General features: G+C 45.4%; 18 protein-coding genes and 1 tRNA gene. 7 read left to right on the top strand and 12 right to left on the bottom strand.

Features of this window, described 5'->3' with window-relative positions; translation table 11 throughout:
• Nucleotides 1-5: 5 nt before the first annotated feature.
• The 8 genes from GWP43_RS07720 to GWP43_RS07755 form a co-directional block, all read right to left on the bottom strand.
• Nucleotides 6-1,079, bottom strand: a complete 1,074-nt coding sequence (locus GWP43_RS07720; protein ID WP_162663685.1) for a LuxE/PaaK family acyltransferase — start codon at nt 1,077-1,079, stop codon at nt 6-8.
• Nucleotides 1,066-1,509: an MBL fold metallo-hydrolase gene (locus tag GWP43_RS07725; RefSeq protein ID WP_230977596.1), complete on the bottom strand. Its 444-nt coding sequence runs from the start codon at nt 1,507-1,509 to the stop codon at nt 1,066-1,068. The genes GWP43_RS07720 and GWP43_RS07725 overlap by 14 nt, the downstream gene beginning before the upstream one ends.
• Before the next feature lie 227 nt (nt 1,510-1,736).
• Nucleotides 1,737-1,973 (bottom strand): acyl carrier protein, encoded by a 237-nt coding sequence (locus GWP43_RS07730; protein WP_006188701.1) that lies wholly within the window; start codon nt 1,971-1,973, stop codon nt 1,737-1,739.
• 44 nt (nt 1,974-2,017) lie between these two features.
• Nucleotides 2,018-3,295, bottom strand: a complete 1,278-nt coding sequence (locus tag GWP43_RS07735; protein ID WP_162663686.1) for a hypothetical protein — start codon at nt 3,293-3,295, stop codon at nt 2,018-2,020.
• A gap of 289 nt (nt 3,296-3,584) precedes the next feature.
• Entirely contained in the window at nt 3,585-4,883 is a 1,299-nt protein-coding gene (locus GWP43_RS07740; RefSeq protein ID WP_162663687.1) for an acetyl-CoA hydrolase/transferase family protein, read from the bottom strand.
• A gap of 130 nt (nt 4,884-5,013) precedes the next feature.
• Entirely contained in the window at nt 5,014-5,748 is a 735-nt protein-coding gene (locus GWP43_RS07745; protein ID WP_162663688.1) for a 3-hydroxyacyl-ACP dehydratase FabZ family protein, read from the bottom strand.
• Nucleotides 5,738-6,022, bottom strand: coding sequence for a NifU family protein (locus GWP43_RS07750; RefSeq protein ID WP_016517772.1), 285 nt, complete (start codon nt 6,020-6,022; stop codon nt 5,738-5,740). Before GWP43_RS07750 ends, GWP43_RS07745 begins: the two co-directional genes overlap by 11 nt.
• A 203-nt stretch (nt 6,023-6,225) precedes the next feature.
• Complete coding sequence (locus GWP43_RS07755) at nt 6,226-7,617, bottom strand: hypothetical protein (RefSeq protein WP_203232391.1); 1,392 nt, start codon at nt 7,615-7,617, stop codon at nt 6,226-6,228.
• 942 nt (nt 7,618-8,559) lie between these two features.
• Here GWP43_RS07755 and GWP43_RS07760 point away from each other — a divergent pair.
• The 6 genes from GWP43_RS07760 to GWP43_RS07780 all read left to right on the top strand — a co-directional run bounded on the left by GWP43_RS07760 (nt 8,560) and on the right by GWP43_RS07780 (nt 15,489).
• A complete protein-coding gene (locus GWP43_RS07760) occupies nt 8,560-10,011 on the top strand; it encodes a 4-hydroxyphenylacetate 3-hydroxylase family protein (RefSeq protein WP_006188709.1) in 1,452 nt (483 codons plus the stop codon).
• A gap of 210 nt (nt 10,012-10,221) precedes the next feature.
• Entirely contained in the window at nt 10,222-11,220 is a 999-nt protein-coding gene (locus tag GWP43_RS07765) for a hypothetical protein (protein ID WP_203232392.1), read from the top strand.
• Entirely contained in the window at nt 11,177-11,698 is a 522-nt protein-coding gene (locus GWP43_RS14245) for a hypothetical protein (RefSeq protein ID WP_203232393.1), read from the top strand. Before GWP43_RS07765 ends, GWP43_RS14245 begins: the two co-directional genes overlap by 44 nt.
• A 37-nt stretch (nt 11,699-11,735) precedes the next feature.
• Complete coding sequence (locus tag GWP43_RS07770; protein WP_162663689.1) at nt 11,736-12,074, top strand: ferrous iron transport protein A; 339 nt, start codon at nt 11,736-11,738, stop codon at nt 12,072-12,074.
• Nucleotides 12,071-13,183: a 4-hydroxybutyrate dehydrogenase gene (locus GWP43_RS07775; RefSeq protein ID WP_162663690.1), complete on the top strand. Its 1,113-nt coding sequence runs from the start codon at nt 12,071-12,073 to the stop codon at nt 13,181-13,183. The genes GWP43_RS07770 and GWP43_RS07775 overlap by 4 nt, the downstream gene beginning before the upstream one ends.
• A 125-nt stretch (nt 13,184-13,308) precedes the next feature.
• Nucleotides 13,309-15,489, top strand: a complete 2,181-nt coding sequence (locus GWP43_RS07780; RefSeq protein ID WP_162663691.1) for a hypothetical protein — start codon at nt 13,309-13,311, stop codon at nt 15,487-15,489.
• 167 nt (nt 15,490-15,656) lie between these two features.
• Here the strand turns inward: GWP43_RS07780 and GWP43_RS07785 are convergent.
• Nucleotides 15,657-15,730 (bottom strand) — tRNA-Val (locus tag GWP43_RS07785).
• A gap of 82 nt (nt 15,731-15,812) precedes the next feature.
• Here GWP43_RS07785 and GWP43_RS07790 point away from each other — a divergent pair.
• On the top strand, nt 15,813-16,739 hold the full coding sequence (locus tag GWP43_RS07790) for a ribonuclease Z (RefSeq protein ID WP_162663692.1): 927 nt from the start codon (nt 15,813-15,815) through the stop codon (nt 16,737-16,739).
• Nucleotides 16,740-16,790: 51 nt separating this feature from the next.
• On the opposite strand, the gene GWP43_RS07795 is transcribed toward GWP43_RS07790, so the two are convergent.
• Genes GWP43_RS07795 through GWP43_RS07805 form a run of 3 tightly spaced genes read right to left on the bottom strand, consistent with a single transcriptional unit; the run spans nt 16,791 to nt 22,666 of the window.
• On the bottom strand, nt 16,791-18,026 hold the full coding sequence (locus GWP43_RS07795; RefSeq protein ID WP_162663693.1) for a fibronectin type III domain-containing protein: 1,236 nt from the start codon (nt 18,024-18,026) through the stop codon (nt 16,791-16,793).
• Complete coding sequence (locus GWP43_RS07800; protein WP_162663694.1) at nt 18,016-20,790, bottom strand: FecR domain-containing protein; 2,775 nt, start codon at nt 20,788-20,790, stop codon at nt 18,016-18,018. The genes GWP43_RS07795 and GWP43_RS07800 overlap by 11 nt, the downstream gene beginning before the upstream one ends.
• Nucleotides 20,756-22,666 carry an adenylate/guanylate cyclase domain-containing protein gene (locus GWP43_RS07805; RefSeq protein ID WP_162663695.1) on the bottom strand — a complete coding sequence of 637 codons (1,911 nt, stop codon included), beginning with the start codon at nt 22,664-22,666 and terminating at the stop codon, nt 20,756-20,758. Before GWP43_RS07805 ends, GWP43_RS07800 begins: the two co-directional genes overlap by 35 nt.
• Nucleotides 22,667-22,765: the final 99 nt, after the last annotated feature.

Raw genomic sequence — 22,765 nt, forward strand, 5'->3', positions numbered from 1 at the left:
GGGCATCATCCTTCATACGTGTCGCTGCATCCCCTTATCTCCGCGCGCGGGATACGTCCGGTAATGGAAAAATACTTACCGAGCCGCCCGCAGGGACAGTCATCCTCTCCCAACAGCACACCGGTATCCTCAGTCAACAGCGAATGCCCCGGGTAAGAGCCGGGTAGCGGCGAGAGTACCTGTACAATCCCCTGCTCCCCGATGCCGCACACGCTGAAATCCTTTGCCCGCCTGAAAAGCACGTCAGACCAAATGCTTGCGTGCAGATGCCCCTCAGGGCATTCCATATAAATACAACCGGTCTGTTCCGCCATGCCGTAATAGTTGCTGATACGCGCAATGCCGGTCGCAGCGGTTATCCGCGCTTTAAACTCTTCCGGAGAAACAGCCTCGTTAATGAGGTTCTTCCAGCCGCCGCCATGTATCAGTATCCCATTCGGAATATCAAGGCGTATCTTTTTTTCTTCAAGAACACGGATCACGTGTTTATAGATGATAAAGGTGAAACCGAAGGCAAGCACCGGCTCGCTCGCATGTTCGGCAAGAAAATTTTGAACAGCCGGAATATCCAGCTCCATATTTTCGTCAAGCGCGTAACAGGTACGGGAGGCCAGCAAAGAAAAGCCCAAGATACCGGCTCCCCGTGCCGAAAACATCTTCCTATCCCGCAGCGTTTTTTTCGTATCAAATACTAAATAGGGAATCCTGTTTTCACCGGCAAAATCGGCAATAATCCGGTACAGCACCTGTTGCTGATTCGCCGCCGTTTCCGCATCCAAATAAATCTGCGAAACACGCTGACCGGTTGTTCCCGATGAGGTGAGCGTTTTAAACACTGCTTCTTCGGGAACACTCTTGAGTGGAAGCTCCTTAAAAACCGACACCGGCAGCATCGGTGCCGTCTCCGCCGAAAAAGCAGCATTCTCCGGAATACCTAAGGCTTTTAACAGCCGTCCATACGGCTCACAATGGTTACGGTGAAAGGCCGTCCGCTCCGTCAGCAGCTCAGTGTACGCCGCCGCTTTTTCTTGATGCGTCAATGAATACGGTTTCAGCTGTATGAATTCATCTATGGTCATGATAATGATAATCCTTGCCGTGCCCGGGGTAAATATGAATACCGACCGGTAATGTTGCTAAGAAGGGTTCCGTGATTTCGTGATAGTCTTTTTCGCTGCCGCCGGGAAGCCGCAAAATCACCTCCCTGCCCGGCAACAAATAATCACCCGAAAAAAAGATATCGTCATCAAGAAAAATACCGACACTGCCTGCGGTATGCCCGGGCAACGGCACAAAGCGGAACGTATGCTCGCGCCAGTCCAACGTACAGGCCTCGCTATATGTTTTATCTGCAGGGCGGCACACAAACGGGGTATAAGACACACCCGACTTGCCGAAAAAGGTGAGATACACCTCCATCATCCGCGACATATTGAGCCGCGCATTCTGCATCCCGACATTACACTGCTCGCTCGCCATTACCTGCGCATCGGGAAAACGCTCCCTCATCGGCTCCAATCCCGCCGTATGATCGCAGTGCTCATGCGTTAAAAAGTATCCATTCAGGCCGTAAGCCTTTTTGTTCCAGCACCGAAAGCGGCCCCGCAGGATCGTTCGGATCAATCACCACGCAGGGGAGCGACCTCGTTCCCGTGTCTTTCTTTATGTTCGTATATAATATAGCAGTTGCTTTCGGCCAGAGGCTCCGTCCACACCGAAATCGCTATGGCAGACACTTAAATCTCTACACCGTATTTCGCCAGAATCGTTTTGCCTTTCTCGTAAGTTGAAAATTCCAAAACATCCAGCGTACTTAAATTAATTCCGAACGTTTCTTCGATAAGGCCTACCAAGTCCATGTGCCCAACCGAATCCCATTCTTTCAAACCGCGGTACTTTAATCCGGGTAAATCCTCTTTTTTAACCGGAAAATTCTGTAAAAAAATGCGGTCATATTTTTCAAGATTTGTCATTTTCATCTCCTCTATAAGTCCGTGTGTATTTTGCTTCGTATAAACTATTTCATAATTAAACGATTTATACGAGATATGTCGGTTATTTTATAAGCTATAAGATATCCGATAATTGTACATAAATTAGTTAAGATAAAAGCGATAACGATCATATTATAATAAGATAAACGCAGAGAAAAAATAATAAACGGTATGAAAAAAATATAGACAATACCTGTTTCGACAAAAACAGTATTAATAAATTTATTTCTTAATTGCATTTCTGCGCGTAAAAAAGATACGAGAGAATCCGTCAATAGTAAAAAAATAATAGTTTTTAAATAAAATTGAAATATCCGACTATTATCAGATAATCCATAAATATTCACTATATTCGTTAGGAAAATACGTATTATAACATAAATAAATAAAATAAAGATTGAATTTAATAGAATAGAATAAAGCTTTTCTTTAAGCGAGGTATTTCCTAAAATGACAGCAGTTCTATAGGTGCTGATAGGTATTACGGAAATAAGGTTATTAAATTCAAATATAATACTAAATTGAAGAATAACAGGCATAGTGTAAGCAGAATCGGAATGAGCTAATACCATTCCGTATACAATTGCCATCCCTACTTTTAATAGTACAATTCTTGAAAATTCCTTATAGATATTATTTTTTGATTTATTAACTAAAGCCATTTGAATACGCCAATTTCTATGGAGTAAATTTACCCGCAAGCTAATTATATAGCCGACACTTGTTACTATCGTTACTAATAACGTAGCAAAAAAACAGCCGATGTATCCAAAGATGTTTAAAAACCAGTAATCAAGAATATAATTGATAAAAATACTGATAAACGAAATAATTAAAACGATATATCCTTTTTTTTTAAAATGTAGTAATGATGTCGTACTTAATTGCAGCCAACGGAATGGAATAGTAACGGTAATTATAATCAATACGAAAAAAAACTCTTGAAACGGCATATTTAATTTTTTATTCATTTGGAGTGTAAAAAATAAAACCATTGAAACGATAGCAGAAATACATCCAATAATTATGCCGCAATAACAAGAAAACGGGATTAAACTATTTTGAATAGCGCCGGAACGGTAATGCGAAACAGTAACTAAGCACGTTGGAATTACTGATAGAGCAATAATAAAATCGAAAATAGAAATTTGTGAGAAAAAAGAAAGAAGAACGATTGTATTCGGGAAATTACGTAAAAAATACAAATCGGTTTGAGTCAAAATACGAGAAAAGCTGAGGGATATAAGCATAGGAAAAAATATTTTTCCCCATTCGAATACTTTTATCTCTTTAAGAAACAAGATATATCTTCTCCCTGATTGCATTCTCCAATACCATTTGTATATATTATTATTGGGCATCTTTCAAAAACTTGGTTAGATCTTTAGAAGATGCTCCATCAGCAAAGCCGATACCGAGGGTAAAAAGCGGATAGCCTTTACTCCCCAAAAAGCAGGCTGTCCTAGTAAACCTGTTCGAAAACTTCCGTTTCGGAACAGGTTACTTTGAAATGCGATATTCACGCATCGCGCTATCTGTGCGATGCGTGAACTCATCGGCCTGTTTGGCAGCGCAGTTATCGCATCATGCCTAGTATTTGCAGTTAAAGCGCTTTTCGAATTCAGCTTTTAATTCTTCGCGGAAATCGGGATGCGCAATTGCAATCAGATTATGCGCACGCTGCTTTAATGTCAAGCCTTTCAGCGCGGCAATGCCGTATTCGGTAACGACATAGTCCACATCATTGCGGCTTGTAGTAACGGCAGCGCCTTCATCCAACAGCGGAACGATCTTCGAAATCTTGCCCTTTACCGTTGCCGGCATTGCCATAATCGAAACACCGCCCTTGCTTGCGGATGCGCCGCGCACAAAGTCAACCTGTCCGCCGACGCCGGAGAACTGCTTAAGTCCGATGGTTTCGGAAGCGACTTGTCCCATCAAATCTACCTGTACGCAGGAGTTAATCGAAATCAGACAATCATTCTGTGCAACGATGAACGGGTTATTCACATAGTCAACCGGACGCATATCGACATCGGGATTATGATTGACAAAATCATACAGCCTTTTGGTACCCATCAAGAAGTTGACGATAAACTTTCCGGGATGCAGCGTCTTTTTCTTGTTGGTAATAACACCCGCTTCTGCAAGTTCGACTACGCCGTCCGAGAACATTTCGGAGTGGATACCCAAATCTTTTTTACCTTTAAGGAACAACAGAACGGCGTCGGGAATAGCGCCGATACCGAGCTGGAGAGTCGCTCCGTCGGGAATAAGCGAGGCGCAATGCTCTCCGATTGCTCTTTCTATATCACCGATCTTAGGCGGCGGCAATTCAATCAACGGTTCATTGTGTTCGACAATAAAGTCGAGGTCTTGTACTGAAACGAGACTGTTCGGGCCTGTCCACGGCATTTCCTTATTGACCTGCGCGATAACGGTTTTTGCCTGTTTTACCGCTTCCTGTGTGTAATCGACGGATACGCCGAGTGAGCACATACCGTTCTCATCGGGCGGGCTGACGGTTACCATTGCCACATCGACCGGTAAGGTTGTTCTGAACAGCCGGGGAATTTCAAAAAAGAAGCACGGCGTATAATCCGCACGTCCTGCAGCAACTGCCTCGCGTGTGCTTCCGCCGACAAACAGCGCATTGTGCCGAAAGTTTTCGGCATATTCAGGCTGGCAATACTTACCGCCGCCCATTGCAACCATGTGGACGATTTCGACATTTTTATATGCCGCGGCATTATCCACCATCGCATTCACCAAGTGAGCAGGTTCACCGCAGGCATGGCCGATCACAACGCGGTTTCCCGACTTAATGTGCTTGACAGCCTCTGCAGCAGTTGTCAAATGCTCCTGATAATACTTCTTCCAATCAGACATACGATACTCCTTTCCATACATTTTTTATGTTTTGAAATACGTTCGTGCGCTGCACAAACGTATTTCAAAACCCGTTAAGAGTGCTCGGAAACTGCGATTCCCGAGTCTTTCTTTAAAAACATCCGTTCCCTTACCGCATGGCAAGGGTTACTTCGGCATCGGCGGCTAAATCACCGTCCGAAAAGATTTGGCCGTGGCAGCTCACCCAGCCTAATTCCGCCCGCTCTTCCAAAAGCGTACTGTAGATTTCAAGCGTATCGCCCAAAAGAATTTTCTTGCGGAAGTTCGCTTTTTTAATTCCCATAAAGAGCGGGGTTTTACCGGCATACCGATCGAGCGTTAACAGCAAAATGTCCGCCGCCTGAGCAATCGCTTCAACGGCGCACACTCCCGGAAATATCGGATTATCGGGAAAGTGCCCTTTTAACAAACTCAACTCAGGCGTAACGGAAAAGGACGCCTTAACTTCCTTACCGGGAACAAGCGTAGAGACCGTGTCGATAAACAGCATCGGCGGCCGCTGCGGCAGTATTTCCAACACTTGCTCATGGGTTAACGAACGCTCCTCTTGTTTCGCACACGCTTCCGCACAAACTTCCTTAATAAAATCCCGTGCCGGTAAAAGGTCTTCCCAGCCGCCGATTTTAAACAAGCGGCCTGCCGGTACGGAAATATCATCGCGTTTTGCACAATCGGTCGGACAGCCCGCAACGATAAGCGCGGCCGGATAAGGAGTTCCCGGCTGCGCCGTTACGAACTCAACCTCCGGCACCAGCGTTTCAAGGCGGCGAATAACGGCAACCCGGTCGTACCGGTTATTACATCCGCCGCAATAGCGTACACCGATCGAAATCTTATCCGCCATGGCGTTGTTTTAAAATGGATCGAGCCTCATCCAACAAACTCTGACTCACTTCATTTATTAAAACGGCTTGTTTTACTTCCGGCATGTGTTCCATCAGCTCTGTTTGAATAAGATTCTCGGTGGTAAAATCGGCAGCGGGACAGCCCGCACAATGCCCGTGTAATTTGAACTTAACTACACCATCGGTAAAATCCACGACCTGCATATCGCCGCCGTGAGCTCTCAACAGCGGCCGCACATAAGTATCCAATGTCTTTTCCAGTTCCTCGTACATGCAGGCATCTCCTTTTGCCAATAAAATTTTTTTCTATACAATAGCCGATTATTTCGTTCGATTTACCTTGGAATGGAACTTAATCGGCTGCATAGAGGCTGTCCCAAAAATCAGTTATTCTCAAGACAGCCTCGTACTATTCATCCATACGGAGAGCTTAATGCCCGCCGTTTCCCGGCAACGTTCTACGTTGAGGACGATAATTAGTTTTCTGCCTTTTCGGCCTGCTTTGCAGCTTCTTTTTTGTTCGAATCATAGAGCAGTACAAAAAGAACAAGACCGACGACGAGCCCCCATGCGGCGCCACGCATTGCCAAAACAGCGCCCATAACACCGCAAATACCGCGTTCAATATTGGTTTTGCACATATTCATCGCAAGCTGCGTACAAATATATCCTTGTACGATCAGCGTTAACGAAAGCGCAAGCGGCAAAGACGGCTGCAACAGAGAAGAAATAGGCAGCAGCGCAACGGCTACGAATGTCGAAAGACGGAACGTACCGAAACCGCTATAAATTGATTCCATCGCTTTCGGACTTTCCTTATAACGCTGAGAAACTGCTGCGGTAACAGCTGCCCACAGCGGGCCGCACATTTGCGTATACGGACAGGTCATTGACATTGCCACATTACGAATACCGCTAACGAGGTTCGACCGGTTTGCGTTAAAGTCGATCTTTTCATCCTGCCGAACTTCATCGGCTTCTCTGATGAGTGCTTCCGACGTAACAAAGTCGCCGAATGCGATGATATACGTAACAATCGCTACGGGAATGGCAGCAGCCCAAACTTTCATACTCGGCCATCCGATTGCGAATGGAGAAAGCTGATTCCAAATATCCGCAAAATCGGGCACTTTAATAAGCGGCCACCATTGTACATGGGGAATGGCAAATTCGCCGGCGAGCAGGCCCACTACGACACCAATTAAAATTGCAGGCAGCATACCGAATTTACCGATTGAATCGATGAGTTTATTCTTCCTACGCATATCCGCCCAAATCGGGCTGAATAAACAAAAATACGCCACGATAATTCCGATAGTGATGGAAATGGGATATTTATCAAAACGGCCGGTAGCCTTAAATTCACCTAAAACAGCCGCAATACCACCACCCATCAAAACACCGGCTTTTACGGAATTCGGCACGACTTTAACCATCTTACCGCCCAAACCGGTGATGCCGAATACCAAAAAGATAAGTCCGAGACACATCTGCACGGCAATCAAGGCTTGAGTCCGCTCCAGTCCCATTACATAGCCGTTAGTTAAAAAGGCCGTAATCAGCGGGATTGCGGGTGTAACCCATCCCGGAACGACCGGATCGCCGAGTAATACATGCAGCGTATAGAAGAAGCCGTTGATGATAACCATCGATAACGCTACTTCATAGCTTACGCCCAAGACTTCGGTTAATACCGGAATAGCTCCCAAACAGGTCGCGCACATAAAGAGCGCCTGAAACATCTCCGGAAAAGACCACGCATAGTGAATGAAAGGTAACCGAATCTTAAACGGTCCCGCCGGCCAATACGCTTGCTCACCGCCGTACTCACGATAGCGGCTTTTAAACTGCATTTGCGCATCTGTCATAAAATTCCCCCTTAAAGCCTTTCTTAAATCAAGACTTTATCATTTACCGCACTGGTCATTCAACACTACTGCGGCCTATATAGTTATTATATAAGCAATATCTATGCCAATCTCCCCTTTTGCAAATAGATGACGCATCTACTTCGTTGCTGCGCACAAATTAATCCTCAACGTATCAGAACCGCCACGGACGGCGGTGGGTTTATGCAGTAGCGAGTTTTTCGCTAGAAAAACTCGTCGTTGAACAACGTACACGGATGTACGTTGTTCAACAGGTTATTTTCAAAAGCAGTGTTCCCATGCAGTAGCAATATTTGTGAAAGCAAAATATTACTTCTGAAGATCCTCAACGTATCAGAACGTCCACGGATAGACGGGAAATCAACAACCTCGACGCAAGCGTCGGGATATTAAACCCTCCGCACGAATAAAACAAGAGCGATGTTTTTGCTGTGCAAAAACTCGCCGTCAGCAAATGTACACGGATGTACATTTGCTGACATCGATAATTATGGTATTTTTTAAAAAAAAGCGGCTTTTTAGCATTTCCGTGGGGTTCACCAGCAACAGTACAAATAGTCTAAATGTAAGCTATATCTAACTTTACAAATTACACTTCACTCAATATTTTGGTTCATTTATAAACCGGTTCGTTTGGTTGGCTCATAAATGTACCGATCATCATCCCCAATGCAGAACGCAGACGCAAAACGTCAGGTAATAAACACTCCACATAAACGAAAAAAAATAAGATGACAGCAAAAACATTAATCCTTCTTTCCTGAGAGAAATTTTGTCTAGTAGACCGGCAAATACATCAGGGAGAATAATTAAAAAAAGGGTATAACACATTCGATATACATACGTTGGCACAAAAATTGCTTTATGATTAATAAGACGTCTACCTTGTATAGACAAATAAACAAAGTAAGGAGTATGCACATGGCACTTATGACAGGCGAACAGTATGTTGAGAGTATGCGTAAACTGAATCTGCAAGTTTACATGTTCGGAAAAAAAGTTGACAATGTTGTTGACAATCCGATTCTTCGGCCGTCCCTGAACTCGGTGAAGGCTACTTATGATCTGGCTCAGATGCCGGAATATGAAGATTTAATGACCGTTAAATCTTCTTTGACCGGAAAGAAGATCAACCGCTTCACACATATTCATCAGAGTCCTGAGGATCTGATTAAAAAGGTAAAGATGCAGCGGCTTTGCGGACAAAAAACCGCAGCTTGCTTCCAGCGCTGTGTCGGTATGGATGCGTTTAACGCCGTTTACAGCACAACGTATGAGCTCGATGAAAAATATGGAACTCACTATCATGAAAACTTCAAAAAGTTTATTCAGCATGTTCAGGATGAAGACCTGACCGTAGACGGCGCAATGACCGACCCGAAAGGAGACCGCTCTTTGGCGCCCCATGCTCAAACCGATCCCGACTTATACCTCCATGTCGTGGAACGGAGAGCTGACGGTATCGTGGTTCGTGGTGCAAAAGCGCACCAAACCGGTTTTATCAATTCACACGAAGTTATCGTTATGCCGACCATCGCAATGGGCGAAGATGACAAAGACTATGCAGTAGCCTTTGCCTGCCCGACCGATGCGAAAGGTATCTTCATGATTGTCGGACGCCAGAGCTGCGACACCAGAAAGCTGGAAGGTTCCGAAATCGATGTCGGTAACTCAACCTACGGCGGAACCGAAGCTTTGGTTATCTTCGATAACGTATTTATTCCGAACGATCACATCTTCCTGAACGGAGAATTTGAATTTGCCGGTATGTTGGTTGAACGTTTTGCAGGATATCACCGCCAGTCTTACGGCGGATGCAAGGTCGGCGTCGGTGACGTTCTTATCGGTGCGGCGGCAGTTGCGGCAGACTACAACGGCGCGCAGAAAGCTTCTCACGTTAAAGACAAGCTGATTGAAATGACCCACCTGAACGAAACGCTGTACTGCTGCGGTATCGCATGTTCGGCAGAAGGTACCAAGACCAAATCCGGTAACTACCTTATCGACCTGCTGCTTGCCAACGTCTGTAAGCAGAACGTTACACGCTTCCCGTATGAAATCGCACGCCTTGCAGAAGATATCGCAGGCGGCTTGATGGTAACTGCTCCGGCAGAATCCGATCTGCGCGATCCCAAACTCGGACCGTACGTTGTCAAATACTTGCAGGGTGTTGCCTCCGTTTCTACCGAAAACCGCTTACGCATTCTCCGCTTGATCGAAAACCTGACCCTCGGCAGTGCCGCAGTCGGTTATCGCACAGAGTCCATGCACGGCGCCGGTTCTCCGCAGGCACAGCGCATCATGATTTCTCGCCAAGGTAACCTTGCAATGAAGAAAAAGCTTGCAAAGGATATCGCGAAGATTAAGGAATAGTGCCGCCTAAGAACTTTAACTGCGGTTGCTAATGATGACATACCGCAGCTATAGAGGCGAAACTTACGAACAAAGGCAGGGCCAATAACCCTGCCTTTTTTTAAAAATGCTTTATAAAATTGTTTCCCATACATAACAACATACAACAACGCAGCTGCAAAAGGCACAATCAGCTTTTAGGGGCTGCAAAAACAAACAAAGGAGGCTCACATGAGTGACCAACTCGCAACTGCAAAGATGCCGGAGCACTTTAATGAAGGGAAATTTCCTTTAAAGAAGAGAGAATTCGGCGGCGTGCAGCCGTACATTCCGCTCGGCCCATTCAATTTACGCATTCCGCTGATCCATCACGAATGGTCATGGACGGAAATGCTCGCTGCATTCTTTCTCGGCGTCGCTTGTCTCGGAGCAGGAACCGCTACCACAATGACGACTTTCGGGTTCGACAATCCCGAAAATATCGCGGCACTGGGAATGACGGAGAACAGCGTCTTTTTGATGTCGCTGACATTCGGCGTACTAAACGCTATCTGTTATTATCTGCCGTCATTACTTGGAGACCCCGTCGTCCCCGGGTGGATTACCCCCGCGCTCCCGCTTACCTTAAAGTATTTGGCACAATGGGAACTGCCTAACTACGCAACAGGAAATGTTGACCGCGTCTATGCAATGATCGCCTTGCAAATGGTTGTAGCGCTTTTCTTCTTAGTGATGGGCGTGACCGGTATCGGACGTAAACTGGTCGATGCGGTACCACGCTCCATTAAGGCGGGTATCGTATTGGGCGCCGGCGTTACCGCAGGTATCAACGTATTCCAATCCCGTATGCCCAAAGCGCCGATTACCGTTGTCATAGCGGTATTGATGTCCTACTTCTTCTTGTTTAACTCGACCTTTGCGAAGGCTGCCTCAAAGAACAAGACATTAGATACGCTCCGCAACCAAGGCGTTGTTCCGGCACAAGTATTTGCCATCGTGTTGGCGCCGTTCCTTATCAGAGAAATAGCCGTGCCGAATATTCAATGGGGCTTTACGCCACTGTCTTTCGGTTTTGTGCTTGAACACTTCACCATTTTCGGCCTAGGGATGCCGGCTACAAAATTCTTCTTGGCGGCATTGCCGATGGCACTTACCGTCTATATTATTGCGTTCTCCGACTTTGTTCTTGCAAAAAGAAATTGTCACCGAGGCAACCGCTACCCGCGATGATGAAACCGTTATTTTCGATGCGGGACGATCAAATCTCGTGTCATTCCTGCGTAACGGCATCATGTCGCTCTTTGCACCGTGGGTTCCCATGTGCGGCCCACTTTGGGCATCGGGTCTGCTGACCATTACGGAACGCTACAAGAGAGGATACAAAACGCTGCATAGCTACTGGGATGGCGTCTGTACGTTCCGTGCCGCAACCGTTATTGCCGTTTTAATTCTTCCGCTCGTTACGCTTATCCGTCCGGCTTTCGCTATATTCTTCGGCATTACGATGGGCGTTCAGGCTTTTGCCTGCGGTAACGTCGGAATGACAATGTGTACCAACCGTAATGAAAGAGGTATCGCCTGCGTTATTGCTTCGGCGCTCTGCTTCTATACCCCCGGATGGGCACTACTTATCGGCATTATCCTGTGGGCTGTTATCGAAGGCACCGAGCTCTTTGCAAAAAAATCCGACGCTCAGAGTGCCGCATAACTCCGGCAACAAAATCGTTTAAAAGGATCGGTATGATATGATGACATTACAAGAAGCGCCCTGCGCCGTTTATACCGTCAAAAAAATAAACGGCTCGCGCGATCTTAAAAGACGGATGGAAAACATGGGTATTGCAGCCGGCGCGGATGTGGAAGTGATCGAACATACCAAAACCGTATGCCGGATTAAAACCGTTAAACGAGAAATAGAACTATCCATTGAAGAGGCTGCCTGTATCGGCGTTGGAGAACAGTTTAAACGAAACGGAGACCCTGTTTTGTTCAGCTGCTGCTCTTACGGCCGTGCAGGAGACCTCTGGGATAGGGCAAACGAAATTAATGAAAACGTACAACAAAAAGGAGATGAAAGACCATGAAACAGCTTGCGGTAAAACCTGAAATTCATAAGTTTGAAACGGCGAAAGAATTTGCGGAAGCGTTCAAACTCGGAAAAGACGATCTTGTTATCACAAACGAGTATATCTACAAACCGTTTTTCGGCGCATTGAACCTGCCTTGCGCGACGCTTTTTCAAGAAAAATACGGTGCGGGAGAACCTTCCGACGATATGGTTGAAGCTATGTACAAAGATGTACACGGCAGCTATAAGCGTATTATCGCAATCGGCGGCGGAACCGTCATCGACATTTCGAAGTTTTTCTCCTTAAAGCACACCTCGCCGGTGTTGGACTTATACGACGGAAAGCAGGAAATCGTAAAGGGCAAAGAACTGATTATCGTACCGACTACCTGCGGTACCGGATCGGAGGTAACCAATATCGCCGTACTCTCGCTGAATGCCCGCGGAACAAAAAAAGGCCTTGCGCACGATGCAATGTATGGCGACTATGCGGTGCTGATTCCCGAACTGCTGAAAGACTTGCCCTTTAAATTTTTTGCAACAAGCTCTATCGATGCATTGGTGCATTCTGTTGAATCATCGCTTTCACCCAAAGCAACGGAAAGCACAAAGCTGTTCGGATACAAAGCTATCGAGATGATTTTAAAAGGCTATAAAGAAATCGAGAAAAGCAGCCCCGATGCACGGCTTCCGCTGTTAAGTGATTTCCTGCTTGCATCTAACTATGCAGGTATCGCATTTAGCATTGCAGGATGCGCAGCGGTTCACGCGATGAGCTATCCGATCGGTGCAACCTTCCATGTCGCTCACGGTGAATCGAACTACGCGATGTTTACCGGCGTCTTGAAAAATTATCTTGAAATTAAAAAAGACGGCGAGATTGCAAAACTGAACCGATTTATGGCCGATATTCTCGGATGTGATACGGCACATGTCTACGATGCGTTGGAAAAGCTGCTCAACTGTCTGCTCAAAAAGAAACCGCTGCACGAATACGGTATGAAAAAAGAGCAGATTGCCGAATTTGCCGACAGCGTCATTGCAAATCAGCAGCGCCTTATGGCAAATAACTTTGTGTTCCTTGACAGAGACCGGCTGATTAAAATCTATACCGAATTATTTTAAAGTACGGGGAACGGGGATATCCGAAAAGTTGGTTACTTTTCGAATATCCCCGACATTAAAACCCCTCTAAACACCTGTCATTGACATTTCAAGCGGAATCATCGAGAATATCTTCACGAGGCACTATGATACTACAAAAAAATACTGACCAACACCGTTGGAATTTTTCGCGCTTCGGCGGTGTTACACAGGTCATCTTGAAGGATGCAGATGATATCACGCATTTGTACGAACTTGATCAGAAATTATGGACAGTTTTGGCAATGCCAACTCAGGGGATATTTTTTGATCCTAAGACGATTTCGCTGCTTGATTATGATGGTGACGGATTCATCCGTCCACCTGAAATTCTCGCTACCGTTGATTGGATTAATACTCAGCTTTCCGATATTTCTTTGTTGCTGGAGGAAGGAGATTCCGTACCGCTTGAATTGATTAAGGATGAGACGCTTCGCGCCAGTGCTCGTTGGTTACTGGATCATATCAAAAAGAATGATGCACAAGAAATTTCGATAGCGGATATAGAAACACAAAAAAAATTTTTTGATGCACATATACCGGACTGTAATGCACCGATAGCAGCCGATGAATCGGATGATGATAAGCTAAAACAGATCATCAATATTGCCATTGCCTCTTGTATTGCAAATGGTACACTTACAGACGGAGTTCAACAACGTATCCTGCAAGATTTAATGGCCGATGCGGAGGCATTTTTAGCATGGCAGATTTCTTTGAAAGAAGAAGGGATTCTGCCGCTTGATCTGGAACATACCCAAAAAGCCGCAGCGGCGCTCGCCGCTATAAAAGAAAAGGTGGAAGATTATTTTTTACGCTGTACATTAACCGAGTATGCACCAGACAAGGCTGCTGCCTTATCAGCAGACGAACAGGTATTCCAACAACTTGCAACCGAAAGTATTCATTACGATAATGAAGCGCTGTATGCATTACCCCTCGCCGCAGCAGCCGCTGATAACCCATTACCCCTGACAAAAGGAATCAATCCTGCATGGAAAGCAAAACTACAAACCTTTGTAGAAGATACCGTTACACCGCTGCTCGGGCACAAAGAATGCATTACACAAGATGAGTTTGCCCTCATAGTGCAGAAACTGACACCGTATCAGGGACGTTTGAGCGGGAAACCTACTACACCGGTAGCGTTGCTCAGTGTTCCGTTCTTACAAGCGCTTATCAACGGCGAAAAACAAGGAGAAGTATCCTCGTTAATTCGATATGCATTAACGATAGAAAAAGAACGCGGAAATGTATCTAATTTGGAAAAACTCGTGCTCCTACGCCGCGATTTTGTTACGTTATTGAAAAACTATATCAGCTTCAGCGACTTTTATGAGGGTAAAGGTTCGGTTTTTCAAGCCGGCGTATTGTATTTTGATACACGTGCAGCAGACTTATGCTTTGAACTTAACGGAGATGCTCGCCATGCGACCTTGGATACGCTTTCCGGTGCCTATTTGGTATACTGCGATATCAGCCGCAAGGGAGAAACCACTAAAAAAATCGTTGCCTTGTTTACAAACGGTGATAGCGACAATATCGTAATCGGTCGAAACGGTATTTTCTACGACCGCGCCGGCAAGGATTGGAACGCAGTTGTTACAAAAGTCATTGCCAACCCAATCAGTGTCCGGCAGGCATTCTTCATGCCGTATAAGCAATTAGCTGCGATGATAGAAACGCAAATTGCAGCACGAGCTGCAGCAGGAGAAGCGAAATCAGCCGATTTGCTTTCCAAGACGGCTGCCACCGTCACAACCGCTGACAAGCAAGCTGTTGCCGGTACAGCCCCAGCGACTGCGGCACCGACAGCAGCCAAAAAACTCGACTTAGGAACCATTGCCTTGATCGGTACTGCATTAGGCGGTATTTCAGCCTTAATCGGCAGCATTCTGCAAGCATTATTCGGATTAGGATTTTGGGTTCCGCTCGGACTTATCGGTATTTTGCTCTGTATTTCCAGTCCGTCGATGATTTTAGCTTCGACGAAATTGCGGAAACGCAGTATTGCTCCGATTCTTGAAGCAAACGGCTGGGCGATAAATATCCGCACAAGAATTAATATTCCGTTCGGAACTCAGCTTACCCAACTCGCCGCTATTCCATTCGGCAGCATCGTGGTTCCCATCGATCCCTTTGCCGATAAGAAAAACGGGCGAAAAGCGGTGTTTATCATACTCGGAATCTTAATCGTCGGAATTGCTGCTTTCTGCTACTTAAAATTCGGTTTGCATTTCCGTTTTTCTGAAATATCGACTTATTTAAAAAATCTCAATAATAAATAAACAATCAGTATCCCCCGATGCTCTGCGTCGGGGGATAAAACTGTGCACGAGCCTATGCGCGTTCGCTTACGAAACAGGACGCAAAACAGCCGTATCTTTGTTCGGAATGCATCAGAAATATCAATACTGTATACCAATTATTCGATTAGACATTATGCGGTGGGATATGGGCAATGCTGGAATCGAACCAGCGACCCCAAGCGTGTCATGCTTGTACTCTAACCAACTGAGCTAATTGCCCGCATTCGATAAATAACAAAAAAGAGTTTATCTTATTTTACTATTTACGTCAAGTCCCAAAATAGGTATACTATTTTCCATCTATGAATCTTGAAGCATTTATCTTGGGCTGCGGGGGCATGATGCCTTTACCGTACCGTCATCTTACTTCGGTGCTGCTTCGCCGTGAGGGCGATTTATTTCTTTTTGATGCAGGCGAAGGCACGCAAGTTTCCCTACGCCGCCTCAACCTCCGATGGAAAAAAATCAATACCATCTTTATCAGTCATACCCATGCGGATCATGTAACGGGATTGCCCGGCATTCTGATGTTATCGGCACAGGTTGACCGCGATGAGCCACTTTACATTATCGGCCCGCCGAAAATTAAAGAATACGTCGAAACAAGCCGGCAAGTTCTCGATATGTATATCAATTACGAAATCATTATCCAAGAAATTACCGAACCCGGCATTGTGTATAAAACCGATGAGTTTCAAGTGCGGGCATTCTGGCTTGAGCATACTAAGCCGTGTCTCGGCTATGTATTTGAGGAATTTCCCCGGCCGGGAGCCTTCGATCCCGAAGCAGCACGCAGGCTTAATGTCCCATGCGGACCGCTCTGGTCAAAGCTGCAGGCAGGAATGGCCGTAGAAGCGGCAGACGGTACTGTCGTAGAAAGCAGCCAAGTACTCGGACCGCCTCGAAATGGCAGAAAATTCGGATTTGTAACCGATACAAAATATCTCCCGAGCATCGCACCGGAGGTTGCCGGATCCGACTTCTTAGTCTGCGAATCCATGTTTGCAAAAGGAATGGAACAAGATGCTGCCGAAAAAAAACACATGACTTGTACTCAGGCAGCCCAAATTGCACGAGACGCTGCAGTAAAAAAAATGGCACTCATTCACTACAGTCCTCGTTATACGGATCATGACTTAAAGCAGCTTTTAAAAGACGCACAGGAAATATTCCCCAATACGGTGTTATCAAAAGACCGGATGGTAGAAACTATCGAATATACAGATTAAACACCGGACATCTCTAAAAGCTCATTGAGTTTTTAAGAGATGCTTAACTTTTTAGAATTCCCACCCGATACCCAGCTGCGGTTGGATGATATATTTCGGAAATCCGTTTCCCCTTCGAATCGGAATAAGATGATCAAGATTAACTTCGATATATAGCTTTTTATACACATATGCATACAAGGCCGTACCAACATTGAATGTTAATCCCCAATACCATGCCTTCTCACTTGTCAGTTTTTCCGTTGTATTAGTTGTATTATAGGTAAACTGGGTATTTACGAGAAACATCGTACCAAATCCGGCATGTGCATCGAATATCAATCGATGTTTAATAATGGGATAGAAATAAGCAGCATTCAGTTGAGCAAATAATATTCCTGCATTGAGCGTATACCCATCGGTTTTATTTCTTAAATAGGCTCCTGAACCGGTAAAATTAAAACCGAAATTTCCGTAAAACCGCTTTATCGGAGCAACAGTCAGCCGGATACCGCCAGCCAAAGGTGCAATACTTGTGTTGAAATAATCTTTTTTTGCTAATATTCGGTTACCGATAAAACCGTTAAAAACATAGTTACCTGAAATAAATATATCAATCGGCTTCTGAAATCGGAACACAATACCGTCTTTTTCTGCCGAAAGGTCACTCGGATCAACTGCTGCAAATGTATAAGTTCCCGGATTTGCTCTCAAAAACTCAAAAGAGACGACTGCATGCGTACCGTTGTCCTTTAACTCAATCACAGTTCCATTTAAAACAGATCCGCTAAGATCATTTTTAAGGACAAAAGCCGTATCTTCATGAAAATTTTTACCGGTTATAGTAAGTGTTTGATCTTCCAACTCATCGAAGTTGATAACTTGCGGAGAGACCGTCGAAACTTCCGGTTGATACGCAATACGAATGGCAAAGTTACGATACTCGCTCGACTCTTCTTTTTGGCCTAAAAGATTGATAACCCGCACACGGAAACGGTAATCCCCCGGAGACAAAGAAACGTCTACATAATTCGTTTTTACAGTACGTTTATCTATCACACGCCATACTTTCGTTTTTTTATCTTGCTGTTCAAGGTCAAATTCAAACCCCAAAATATCATCCAACTTCTCCCAAGAAAGGCGCTGTACAAGCGTAACACCTTTATCGGTTTCTTTAAGGAAATAATTTTTCTTTTCATCCACCGTTTTTTTTGTTTCTTGGGCAGAGGAAGAGAGTTGTTGCGCCGGTAACGGAATAAAACAAAAAAAGAGGATACCGGCAAGTAGTAAGCCGTACTTATTTTCCATATAGAACTCCCGTCTCATCCGTCGATACCGTTCTCCCCTTAGGAATATCTATTCGAAAACGTACACGCGAAACAGTACCGTCTTGGAATACTTTTCCGTTGCTTAATCGCCGCTGTGCTTTCACTTCTGCAGAAAAAATACCGCGGGATAGACGCGCAATGTCCTTAAAGCTGACCATCGGCTTTGTTGCACCGTCTGCACGAATATCGGCTGTAAACACTACCCGTCCGGAAGAATCGGAGAGTTTAAAATGATAATGTGTAGCATCCGATACTCTATCCCACTTAAAATCGATACTCCGGTTTGATTTAAAAAAAGAAGCATCTAATACCGTATCTGTTTTGGGGAAACCAAATACAACCTGTGGCAGTGGAGGTACCGGTAAAACGGTAAATACAAACCGTTTCCGCGACGAAATATCAAATCCTTCCGGTATCGTGGCTTTTACTTCCCATGTATATCTTCCCGATTCGAGCGGTGGCGCCTGTATTTCTGTAGACGGATCCGATACTTCAAAAACCGGATTAGCAGTACCCGATTTTCTCAATATGAGTTTTGATGTAGCAGGAGAAACAACCGATTTCCACTTAAAGGTAAACGGATTAAGCGCAGCCTCAAGTCCGCCTATTTTTACCCCGTCAGCCGGATATAACAGTTCTACAGGTTTTAGATGCATAAGTGCGAAGCTATGATCAACAGCTAAGCCGTACCGCCGCGTCGACGTTACGGAAGCGGAGGCAAAGCCTTGAATACTAACTCGGTAGTTGCCTTCTAAGACACGTTGCAAAGCAATTTCAACTTTAGTCTCGGTAATAAATAAGTTTTCATATAACGGAGAATCTTCCTGACCGATTTTTGTAATACGCACCTGATAATAATCCGCGCCCTTAACAGGTGACCACGCAAATTTCGTTTTACCCTCAGGAAAAACGATAACGGTATTCCCGACATCAAATAAATTCGGTTTCTCCAACGGAGGCGCAACAGTAAAATACTTAGGTTCGGTTTTTATCGTCCCCGCTTGACCGCCTTCGGAGACTATTCTCCAATACCACTGACCTTGCGGTAAAGAAATTCCTTCAATGCCGTTACCGGATGTCTTTATATCGACAGCAAGTGTCGAGAAATCTTGGGAAGCGGATACTTGAAAGTGTTTTTCCGTTTCGATGTTTGTTTTCCATGTAAACCGGGTATCGGGACACAGAGTATCTGCAAGTACATATCCGTTAGGCGGGAAAATACCACGCAGTGTATAATCGGTATTAACCGTTTCAAATTTAGCCGGTGCGGAAGCGACCATCTCGGTACCTTTTGAATCGATTCCCGATACCGTCCAATAGTATTCACCGTTAGGCAAAACCGTTGCGGCATTATCAAGCTTAAAAGAATTGGATTCAACGATGGTATCGACGACAATCGTCTTCATTTGGGCGTCTTTTGCAACTTTAAGCCGATACGACTTTGTTTCGGAGATGTTTTTCCATGCAAAAGCCATTTCTTTCCCACGCGCAGTTTCCGCCGTTGCCTGAGGAAATAACACCTGTGGGATTTCGGCTGCGGCAGCTTGTTTCTCTATATGAAAAAACGATACTTTCGACGCTTCAGGCGCATTTTCAACTCCGATAAGATACCGAGGGGTAACGCGCCAATACCATGTTCCTTCACCGAACTCGGATAACGTCAGCGATTGAGTATTGATAAAGCGGCTGAATTGGGGGGCTTTCAGTTCAGGATTGTCGGCAACTTCCAACAAATAAGAAGCGACAAGGGAATTTCCCTCCCACAAGAATCGTACGATTGGAGCTGTCTCCGTATAGGTATACTCCGCTTCGAAAGCCGGTTCCAACAGTACCGGAGCAGGAGCCGCAATAATATTCACCTTACCGGATTGCACATTCGCGTCAGACGATCCGGAGGCAGAAGAATAAAGCCTCCAATAGAATGATCTGTTCTGTTGCGTAAGCGTAAATTCCGTCAAACCGGTAACCGTGTATTTTTGAACTTCATCGGAGAAACTACCGAGCGGTGAAGTCTCCAGTATTATCTCCTCACCGGTGGGCAATGAGCTTTGCCATTGGAAGGGCACATCGGTGCCGCGGCCGCTCTGGTCAAGCAGTTTAATGTTTTTTCCCGGTCTTACCACCACAAGCGGAAGCTGAACACCCGCCTGCATTACCGCCCCTTGGGTCAACACTTCGGCAGTGCCTGCTCCATCCTGTCCGGTAACGGCGGCTTCCCCTTTTTCGACGACAAGCTGCAGACTCCCCTCGCCACTTTTATCCGCACGAAACGAAGACCCTTTTGAAACCTTCGCTGTCGTATTTTCCGAACTAATCAGCATATTTGAAGAGTCCGAAGTTTCAACTGACACAAGCCCATCCGTCAGATCAATGCGGGATTCTTCATTATTGACAAACACCTGAATCATTGTATTTGAACCGAGCTCGACGACATTACGGTCGATAAAATACAATGTTGCTTCCGCTTCGGGGGATGTACGTATCGTATCACCGTTATACACAGGGGAATTCTGTTGTGGACGATCCCAGACAGCGCGGTCGATAAACTTACGCTGAACCGACTTATACTTATACTGCACGGTCGCAACCGGTGTCTTATCGTTACGTGAAAATGTTCTATTTAAATTCCTCACGAATAAAAATGAACAAATAAAAATGATCAATAGACAAAGGGCTACAACGGAAATATCCACACCCGGATTTTTAAAACTAGGATTGGATTTTGTATTTTTTCTCGTCTTCATTGAGATTTACCTTTGCAAAATCGGGAATAGGGATTCCCAACACATTTCTAATCTGATTAAGACTTGTCGGCCCTTTTTCGCCCGCACCCGGAATACCTTTTTCGTTGGGCATATTGATGACCGCAAACATGCGGAGCGGTTTCTCTTTTCCTTTTACGGTAACGGACGGCATCTCTTCTACCAGAACCTGATCATGCACGAGCTTATAGGTGTATTCGGTGATAAGAATGTCGGTACCCATCGGTTTATTCAGCGCTTCCGTTCGGGAGGCAAGGTTAACCGCATCGCCGATAACTGTATATTCCATACGCTTCTGAGAACCGATTTGCCCGGCAACGACCGCCCCGGAATTGATACCGCATCCGATGCGGATAATCGGCTTTTTATCCCCTCCCCGTCCGCGGTTAAACTGCATCAAAGCTGCCCGCATACGGAGCGCTGCGCGGATACAATTCAACGCATCTTCGCGCGGAGAGCCGGAACTCGTCGGCGCACCCCAGACAGCCATAATCGCATCGCCGATAAACTTATCGACAACACCATGTGTGTCATTGACACATTCAACCATCTGAGTCATATATTCATTTAAAAATCCGACAACTTCAAACGGTTCGAGTTTTTCCGAAATCGCGGTAAACGAACGAATATCCGAAAAGAATATCGTTGTTTCTTTGGTTTCACCGCCGAGTGCCAACCGCCCCTGCGCTGCAAGCTCCGCGATCTCCTTATTAATAAACCTTCCGAACGAATCCTTTAAGCGTTCCCGTTCAGCAAGACCTTTTCCCATCTGTACGAAACTTGAAGTTAAAAGCCCCACTTCATCATGCGTTTTCGGCTTTAAGTCAAGTTCGTATTCGCCCGCTTCAATTTGGTGAGCTGCGACGGTCAGCAGCTTGATCGGTGTGCTGATGGATTTGGATAAGAACCACACAAACATTGCCGAAAGAGCGAGTACCGCAATGCTTAAATAGAGGTTGCGCTTTGCCGTATCGTTGACGGGCTCAAGAACCTGCTCCGCTTCTGCAGTGGTAAGAACCGCCGCATCGCCGAGTGAAAGGCGCGTATACGAACCGAAATACTTTTTACCTGCTTCATCCTGAAACAGCATTTGCCGGTTGGTATCGCCGTTTTCGCGCATTTGGGTAAAGAGCGGAAAGGTAGCGACGCTCGCACCGCGGCGGATAAGATCAAAATCAGGATGAATAAGTACATCCCCCCTATCGTTTACGAGATACGTTGTCTGCAATGTCCCTTGCCCGAACCCGTCGGAGAGCTTCTCTGCAGAAAAGAATACCGCAAGCCCTTGTGCAAGACCTTTCTCTTTATACGGATAAAACAAGACCAACATCGGTTGATTAAAAAGCGGCGCGGCATTGAGGATCTTCATAATCCCCTGCTCTACTTGAGCCGCTGCCTCCCGTTCTTGCTTTAAAAACGCTTCTACTAGTGACGGCTCCAGCTCATGGGATAAAAAGAACGTCGTATTCAGCAATGTACGGTCGATACCGTCAGAACGTCGTGAATCGGTAACCAGAACAGCTGCAACCGAAGGGTTGCGTTCAAAATAAAACGCGGCAGCTTGCTTTGCAAAACTGCTTGAACTTTCGGCTGTATTGATAAGATCCAATAACAGAAAAGCATTTGCTCTAATGGAAGAAAGTTCATTTTCAACGGAACTTGCCGCTTGAGCGTTCACCGTTCGGTTGTTTTCCTCGGCAGTAATTCGGACATCTTCGCTGCCGAACCATGTTACCAATAGGGTAATCGTTCCAAGCGCAATAATAAGTAAAATGGAAATCATCATAACCAATTTTACTGCTATCGGAAATTTTACCCTTTCCTGTCCAACAGTATGCGTGTTTTTTTGTTCTGACATTTATTTCTCCGCATTCGGAAATGACCACCATTTTCCTAAAGAAAACTCCATCATCCGAATTTTTACATTTAGCACACAATATCTCTTATTATTTTATTA

Source organism: Treponema vincentii, from assembly GCF_010365865.1.
Taxonomy (GTDB): Bacteria; Spirochaetota; Spirochaetia; order Treponematales; family Treponemataceae; genus Treponema.